This window comes from Streptomyces sp. NPDC005728 (genome assembly GCF_040630895.1).
In the GTDB taxonomy this organism is placed as follows: domain Bacteria; phylum Actinomycetota; class Actinomycetes; order Streptomycetales; family Streptomycetaceae; genus Streptomyces.
On sequence record NZ_JBEXYL010000197.1, the window covers coordinates 1 to 7,511 of the forward strand.

General features: G+C 67.7%; 6 protein-coding genes and 4 pseudogenes. 3 read left to right on the forward strand and 7 right to left on the reverse strand.

The window, feature by feature from the left end; genetic code table 11:
- Positions 1-248 precede the first annotated feature (248 nt).
- Positions 249-1,043 carry a hypothetical protein gene (locus tag ABZ471_RS46820; protein WP_359075265.1) on the reverse strand — a complete coding sequence of 265 codons (795 nt, stop codon included), beginning with the start codon at positions 1,041-1,043 and terminating at the stop codon, positions 249-251.
- Between the two features lie 124 nt (positions 1,044-1,167).
- Positions 1,168-1,308, reverse strand: a pseudogene (locus ABZ471_RS46825) (short-chain dehydrogenase); the annotation flags it as partial.
- A 23-nt stretch (positions 1,309-1,331) separates the two neighbouring features.
- Here ABZ471_RS46825 and ABZ471_RS46830 point away from each other — a divergent pair.
- A pseudogene (locus tag ABZ471_RS46830) lies at positions 1,332-1,691 on the forward strand (transposase family protein); the annotation flags it as partial.
- Between the two features lie 398 nt (positions 1,692-2,089).
- Here the strand turns inward: ABZ471_RS46830 and ABZ471_RS46835 are convergent.
- From ABZ471_RS46835 to ABZ471_RS46845, 3 genes are all read right to left on the reverse strand, one after another.
- Entirely contained in the window at positions 2,090-2,389 is a 300-nt protein-coding gene (locus ABZ471_RS46835; RefSeq protein WP_359075266.1) for a DUF5133 domain-containing protein, read from the reverse strand.
- A 204-nt stretch (positions 2,390-2,593) separates the two neighbouring features.
- Positions 2,594-2,896, reverse strand: a complete 303-nt coding sequence (locus tag ABZ471_RS46840; protein WP_359075267.1) for a DUF6480 family protein — start codon at positions 2,894-2,896, stop codon at positions 2,594-2,596.
- On the reverse strand, positions 2,893-3,681 hold the full coding sequence (locus ABZ471_RS46845; protein ID WP_359075268.1) for a SigB/SigF/SigG family RNA polymerase sigma factor: 789 nt from the start codon (positions 3,679-3,681) through the stop codon (positions 2,893-2,895). Before ABZ471_RS46845 ends, ABZ471_RS46840 begins: the two co-directional genes overlap by 4 nt.
- Positions 3,682-4,007: 326 nt before the next feature.
- Between ABZ471_RS46845 and ABZ471_RS46850 the strand changes: the two are divergent.
- A pseudogene (locus ABZ471_RS46850) lies at positions 4,008-4,592 on the forward strand (PHP domain-containing protein); the annotation flags it as partial.
- Positions 4,593-4,976: 384 nt separating this feature from the next.
- Positions 4,977-5,476, forward strand: a pseudogene (locus ABZ471_RS46855) (IS5 family transposase); the annotation flags it as partial.
- Positions 5,477-5,766: 290 nt separating this feature from the next.
- On the opposite strand, the gene dapF reads toward ABZ471_RS46855, so the two are convergent.
- Together dapF and ABZ471_RS46865 are read right to left on the reverse strand one after the other, a co-directional pair.
- Entirely contained in the window at positions 5,767-6,777 is a 1,011-nt protein-coding gene (gene dapF, locus ABZ471_RS46860) for a diaminopimelate epimerase (protein ID WP_359075269.1), read from the reverse strand.
- Positions 6,778-6,972: 195 nt separating this feature from the next.
- Entirely contained in the window at positions 6,973-7,131 is a 159-nt protein-coding gene (locus tag ABZ471_RS46865) for a hypothetical protein (RefSeq protein WP_359075270.1), read from the reverse strand.
- Positions 7,132-7,511 lie beyond the last annotated feature (380 nt).

Below are 7,511 nucleotides of genomic sequence, written 5' to 3' on the forward strand. Positions count from 1 at the left end.
ACCGACCGACTCGACTACAGGCTCTTGCTCGATCGTCATCTCACTCACTTGGCGTCTCCATGATCAACAGATCCGCCGTTGATTAGACACTCCCGGTCGGCGTCGCAACCGGTTGTCGACCAGCTGCGGAGTCAGTCAAGGCCGGTTGCCCACGCCGTCAGCGCGGCGAAGTCATCAATGGTTAGGCCGCGTCGTGGGTCGACCCGACGGTCCCGACTGGTTCCGAGGTTGGCTCCAGGTGCTCCGGATCAGGGGGTCGTGCAGATCACGCGGGCGAACAGGGTGAGCGGCCCGGTGGCCTTGTTCGTGGCTCGCACGGTCCATCCCGTGGGCGTCGGGTATGTCTCGTTGAACTGAAGGTTGGGGTCGCCGAGGCCGCCGCCACCGGTGGCGACCTCGCCGGGTTTGCACTCGGCGTGCGCGGTGCCCGTGGCGCCCTGGCCCACGGTGACCGGGCCGCTGGGGTAGGCGGTGTGCGGTGTGGTGGTGCACACCACCTGGGCTTCCACCCGCTGTTCGAACGGGGAATGGTTGAAGACCCGTGCGACCCATGTCCGGCCCTCGTCGGAGGACTGGCTGACGTAGGTCTGGGTGCCGGCGGCGATGTTTCCGCCGCCCGAGGCCACCTGGCCCGGGTCACAGGTCGCGCGGGAGGTCCCCGACTGCCCCGACGGCACTTGCAGGTAATCGCCCAATCGGTGGTTCTTGTACCCCGCGGCGCAGACCGCCGAGGCGGTGAGCGTCTGCGGGGTGTCGGACTCGTTGTAGGCGTTGACGTCCCAGCCGGCCCCGCCGGCCCTCGTGGCGGTGACGAACACGCCGTTGCCGGTGGTCAGTGCACCCCCTCCGAAGCTGAACTCACCCGGGAAGCAGGGAATGTTGGTCGTGGCCGTCGAATGCGGGAACACAGTCGTGGTGTTGCCCGTGCGGATCGTGTAGGGCACCCGTGCGCGCTCCTTGGTCGGTTCCGCCACGGCGGCGGTGGTGTTGGCGCAGCACAGGACGGTGGCGGTCGCGAGTACGACGATGCGGATGCGTGCCATGGTGACTCCAAGTGATCGGGGGGCACATGCCAAGGGCAAGTTGCCCGTTATGTGCCAGTCGAACACGCTATGCGCACCGATCGAACACAAAAAGTCACCCGTTCGGGCGGCGGGCCGGACCGGCCTACCGCATCAGCTTCCCCGCGTTGACCAGCAAGGACTGCCCCGTGATGGCCCTCGCCCGGTCCGAGGCCGGGAACACCGCCGCGTCCGCCATGTCACCGTCCGTGGCCGGCTCCGGCAGTGCCATCCGTTCCGTCAGCCGGCCCCGCGGGTGTCCGTGCCGTTCTGGAAGGACTTCCTGGGCTGAGTTGGCCGTCCTGGATAGCCCCTTTCACTGGCGTGGCCCCGCGCCAGTTCAACCGGGTGGTGCGTGCACTGCGGCGCGAAGGCGCCGACACGGCTCGGCGGGGCCGGCCGTGGGGGCTTCCGCTGGAAGACCGGTTGCTCCTGGTGGCCGCGTACTGGCGTACCAACCTGACACTTCGCCAGCTCGCCCCGCTCTTCGGCGTCTCGAAGTCCGCAGCCGACCGCATCGTCAACCACCTCGGGCCTCTTCTCGCGCTCCGGCCCCGCAAGCGGTTTCGCAAGGACGCCGTGCTCATCGTGGACGGCACCCTGGTCCCCACCCGCTGGCCGAGCGTGGCCACCACTGCTCCGGCGTGACCTTTCTGCACATCCAGCGTTGGACACGACAACGCGTGCAGGACGCCCCCTCCGTGGACGCGTACGCAGATGAGGGGCCCCGAACCGTGCCCGTCCCGGGGCCCCTCCTGCCACCAGGCTAGATCGATTCGGAGCAGCCTCGTGCGGTGGACAATATCCAGGGGCCTCCGCTCGCCGCTCCGCAGACCACGCCAGGACAACGCCAGACTGACTGGGCAACAGCCCTTCAGTGCGGACACTTCGCCCCGACAACTACAGCGTGAAGGAGAAGTGTCGCCGCGCTCCAAGATGCTTGACGACGGGCGCAGAGCTGCGGAAACGAACCGCGCCGAGTCTCCCCCGCAAGGTGGTGGCAGCCCATCCCACCCGGGGGAAGGGCCTCAGCTGCGGACGGGTTCCGCTGCGCTCATGGCCCTGGCCATCTGCCGACGCGCGACAGACAACGCAGCGTCCAGTTGGCGGGTGCCAGTGATCACACAGAGGGTGTAGGTCGCATCCTCAAGCCGACGAACGTCCTCAGCACTCCCGCCGGCCGCCACACGGCGCCTGAGCGTTTCGCATCGTTCGACCAGCTCCCGCAGGAGCGAAGGGACCGCCATGATCATGGCCGCCTCGATTCCGGTCCATCCCGTATCCACCACGCTCCTCCACACGGTGACAGCCCCCGGCGGCCGCCGCATCCCGAACAGTGGCGGACTGCCAGCGCAGCGGTGCGCAGGATCGAAGGACCATCAAAGCCGCAGTTGCCTGAGGTGGCGTCAACTCGCAGTGCAGGGAAAGCTTCCGGCAGTACCTGCCGCGTCAGCACCATCGACACCGGCGCTGCGGACCAGCCCAGAGGGCTGCGGGCTTCCGCTAGACGATCAAGGCCACTGCCATCACGATCAGCCCGATCGATCAGCACTACCACCATGCCCAAGGCGAGCGGCATGGACCCGAGGAGCCTCACCGGGTGGTCTCCCGGCGCCTGCTTCAAGTCCCGCGGTTCGTGTCGGCTCGGGATCAGCGCTCATCATGGGCTTGTCCCTCCCGGCTCGCCATTCCGGCAGGCCGGGGACGGTGGGCCCCTTTTCGGCGGGGGTGGCCGGGCCTGCCGTCAGGCGGCGAGTTCTCGGACACAGTTGATCGAGCCGGGTCTGCAGAATCTGCACATCGCCCTGGGGTCCGCGCCGCGGAGAAACAGTCATGCTGTACCAGCCAGAGCCTGGTCCCGCAGCTGTGAGCAGATGCGGTTCAGGATGCGGGAGACCTGCATCTGGGAGAGCCCGTACTCCTCGGCGATACGGCGCTGCGCCATGTCCCGGAAGAACCGCAGATACAGGATGCGTCGGTCCCGCTCGGACAGCGCTGCGATCAACGGCCGCACCGACTCACGGTCCACCACGGTCTCCAGGCTAAGGTCCGGGGCTCCGAGCGTGTCCGCCAGCGTCCTTCCACCGGCCGGTTCGCTCGTCGCCAGCTCGACGTCCAGTGACAACACGGCGTACGCGTTCCGCGCCGACAGCCCCTCACCCACCTCATCGGTCCCCAGGTGGGTATGCGCGGCGATCTCGGCGGCCGAGATCTCACCGCCAGTACAGGCCAGCTCCTGATAGACCAGGTAGACCTGCCGACGCAGCTCCTGGGTGCGGCGCGGCACGTGCAGCGCCCAGGTGTGGTCCCTGAAGTGCCTGCGCAGCTCGCCCAGGATCGTCGGTACAGCGTAGCTCCCGAAGGATCCTGCCCGGTCCGGGTCGAACCGGTCCACCGCCTTGACCAGGCCGAGCGCGGCGACTTGACGCAAGTCCTCGACGGGTTCACCACGGTCGCGGTAGCGAGCGGCAACCCGGTGAGCCATCGGTAGCCAGGCCCGCACCACCTCGTCCCGCAAGCGGTCCCGCTCCGAACCCGCCGGAAGGGCCTGCAGCCGACGGAAGTCCGCCATCGTGTCGGGAAAGTCGTCATGCACGCGCTGGACACGGGTCACACTCATCACCTGATTCCGGCTGGCCGTCACCCACCGTCATCAGGCCAGGCGAAGACGCCTGGCCAGCTCCTCCAGCAGCCACAACGGGCAAGAGGCGGCGGTGCCCCCAGCAGGGCAACCCCGCAACTGACCACGCATGCGCTGGAGAAACACAGCGTCGTTCCGACGGTACCTCCCGAGCCGGGCCCCGAGCGCGTCATGGACTGAACACTCGGTGCCCGTCAGGTGCCCCGGCCTGGTGATGGGAACCGGGCGACGGTCTACGCCTCCGTACAAACGCTGCCGACCCAACCTTCCACTCGAACGTTTGCTCGAATTCTGGGTTATGGTGAATGCCTAAAGAGACGCAGGTCAGGCAGGGGGTTCGCGAGAGACGGGAAGTGCAAGGTGGTGGATTTGCTCATCTGCACGCCGCCTCCGGCTACTCCGCCCGCTACGGCGCCTCCCTCCCCCATGCGCTCGTGCAGCGCGCGGCCGAGCGTGGGATGACGACGCTCGCGCTGGCCGACCGGGACACCGTCGCTGGCACGGTCCGCTTCCCGAAGGTCGCCGCGGCCGCCGGCGCGCGGCCCGTCTTCGGTGTCGACGTCGCCGTCGCCTCGCTCACACCGCCGGACCCGGCTGCTGCCCGGCCGCGTACGCCGGTCCGGGGCGGCGCGCACGTGGTGGAGCCGCCGCTGCGGATCACCCTGCTCGCGCAGAACGCCGCCGGGTGGGCACGGCTATGCCGTCTGGTGTCCGCCGCGCACACCGCGGCCGACGGCACCCTGCCCGTCGTCTCGTGGGAGGTGTTGCGCGCATACGCCGACCGGAACCTGGTCGTGCTGCGCGGCCCCACCTCCGAGCCGGCGCGGGCCCTGTCCCCCGAGCGCCTGGATCTCGCCGAGCAGCTGCTGGTGCCGTGGCGAGAGCTGGCCAGTGAACGGCTGCGGCCGAAACCACCCTGACCACCAGGAGCTTCGCCGTGCCTGTCCCGGGACCGCCCTCGGCCCTTGGACGCCAGACGCAGCTCGCAGCCCATCGGCAGCGGCGCCATCCTCCTCGTCCAGCTGTGCTTCGGCTGCTTGGGGTCGGAGCTGTTCGACTTTCATCGGATCTCGGGTGCTGTCGAAAGCCGTGAACAAGTGCTGTCGAAGTCACGAACAGAGCCAAGAGAACTCTTTGTCCCGGCGAGGTTGTTGGGTTCGAGGTTCAGGTGTCGCGCCAGTTCGGAGTGGATTAGCTGGTGCGTCGTCGGCTTGGCTAAGGGCTGTGTCTCGGATCTCCCACGGTGATCATTGTTTGGAGTTCACGCTTGTGGGATGGGGCGGGGTGATCTGACGAATGCGCAGTGGCGGCGACTGGAGCCGTTGTTGCCGCCGATCGGGCTGCATGGTGGTCGGTGGGTTGATCACCGGCGGGTGGTCAACGGTGTGTGTAGCGCGTCCGGACGGCGGTGCAGTGGAGGGATCTGCCTGAGCTGTTCGGCCCGTGGCTGACGATTTACGAGCAGCATCGTCGCTGGTCGGCGGACGGAACTTGGCAGACACTCCTCACCCGGCTGCACTCCAGTGCTCCGGTCCTTGGTCGACCGCCTGGTGGAGGTGGTGGTCGATCAGGCGAATCCCTAGGCAGGTCCCGAGGCGGTCTCCCGACAAAGATCCGCCTTGTGTCCGACGGCCGGTGTCGGCCGGTGTCCCTGTTGCTGACACCCGGCCAGCACGGTGACGGCCCCCAGATGCAGGCTAGCCTGGAACGGATCCGCGTACCCAGGATCGGGCCGGGCCGCCCCCGTGTCAGGCCGGACACCCTGACCGCGGACACGACACCCCATGCAGCTATGGGGTCAAGCAGCTGTTGCCAGCGGTGGCAGTGTCGGCGGGGCGAAGGGCGACCGCTTCGTCGAACGTCTGGCGGGTGGTCAGGCAGTGAGTGCGGCGAATGCCCAGTGCCGGCCGGCCGCTGCCGGGCGGCTCGGGCGGTGGCCGCGGCGGGGATTGAACCACCAACGGTCTGACTGTCGGACGGCGATGCCGACCGCGATGACGCCAGGTCTCACGGTCTCTGTTCGCCGGGCAGGACCACTACCTCGCAGCCGCGGCACAGAGTTGCTCAGGGGGCTGCAGGGTTCTGCATGGTCATCTCGATCCCGGTTTCCTGCAGTACTTTGAGATTGTCGCTGCTCAGAGCAGTGAATGCATTGACTTCGTCGAGAAAGGCGACGCGCTGATACTCGACCGGGCCGTCACCGAGCAGGACGGCGGGATCGAGTTCGGCGGCGTAGACCTTGGTGGCGTTGCCTTCCAGGATCGGCTGCCACTGCTGGCCGCTGGTCTGCATCCAACTGCGGGCTACGCCGCCGGGGTTGCGGACCACGACGGGCTGCTCCGGCTCCACCCGGCCCAGGCGGGATAGCACCGCGCGGGAGGCGGCAACTCCCGAGCCGCATGAAGGGGTCAAACCGGCTCCCCGCTCGAAGGTGCGGATGAACACCTCGTTCTCGGCCAGCGGCTTCACGAAGGAGACATTCGCACCGATCGGGAAGCTGGCGGGCGTATTGGCGACCCGGCTGCCGGTGGCCAAGAGTTCGGCCTCGTTGTAGGCGTCGTCGAGCACGGTGATCAGGTGCGAGTTCGGGACGGCGAGCGCCGTCACGTGCCGAGAGACGTGGTAGGCGGGCAGCACCTGGTCGACGAAGGGGCCGTCGGCGTCGGCGACGATCGGCTCGTCGGGCATGAAGTTGACCGGGGGCAGATCGACGGAGACCTGCCGCACGCCGTGCGCGGTGGTCTCCGCAGCGCGGACGGTGAAGTAGTACGGGCCGGTGTGGAGAACGACCGACTCGGCCTGGTAGCGGTCCAGCAGCAGGCGGCCGGCGCCGCGCATGCCGTTGCCGCACAGCAGCGACGGGGAGCCGTCGGGGTTGTAGAAGAACGCCTGGGCGCTGCCGTCGCGGTTGTCGGCGATGAAGTACACGCCGTCGCCGCCCAGCCCGCGACGGCGGTCACACAGCAGCCGCACGGCGCGGGCGACGTCAGCCTCGGCGAAGCGGTCGGTGGGGGCGCCGTCGATGACGAAGATGTCGTTCAGGCTGCCGTGTGTCTTGATGATCGAGAGAGCCATCGTGTTCCGTCCGTCGTCCTACCGGCTCTCCCACCCGGGACCAGCCCGATCAGGCCAGTCTATGCCGCAGGTCGACTGCCTCCCGGCGCGATCGGCCTCGGCGGGCTCGTCACAACCCGGCGACGGTGGCGCGCACTGCCTCCTCATCCCGGGTCTCGGCAGTGAGCATCGGGCGCACCTGGGTCTCGTACGGACTCAAGGCGAACGGGGCAGGGCCGAGCCGCGGTCCCGGATGGACTCGAACCGTCCGGCCCAGCACTCGATGCTCTTGAAGTGGACGCGGGAGTGGCCGCGGAGGTATTTGGCGTCGCCCTGTTCCTCTTCGACAAGAACAGCGGTCTTGGAGACGGCCACAAAGGGCCTGCGAACACCCCGTCGAAAAATACCACAAAACGGACACAGTGAAGGCTGACCCGAACAGGCAGGAACGATAAGCGCCAAGCTAAGGAATCCGGGTAGCGCTAGCGCGTTGGGCTGGTGGGAGGATTTCGATACTCCATCCCGGTGCATTTCTTGCTTCATTTCTCCGAGTTGGCGCCACATCACCCAAAATAGCTTGACGCGCCGAGTGGGAGAATTGCGTGGAATCGCATTGGCTGGATGTGCGATCGCGGGAATGGTACTCGACATTCTCCATTCTAGGAGTCGGGCCCTTTCTATTTCTTTGGGTCGCAATCTGGCCGAGAGCTACGGATGCCTCCTGGGGTGACCGAATGCAGATCATCGGGAATCTC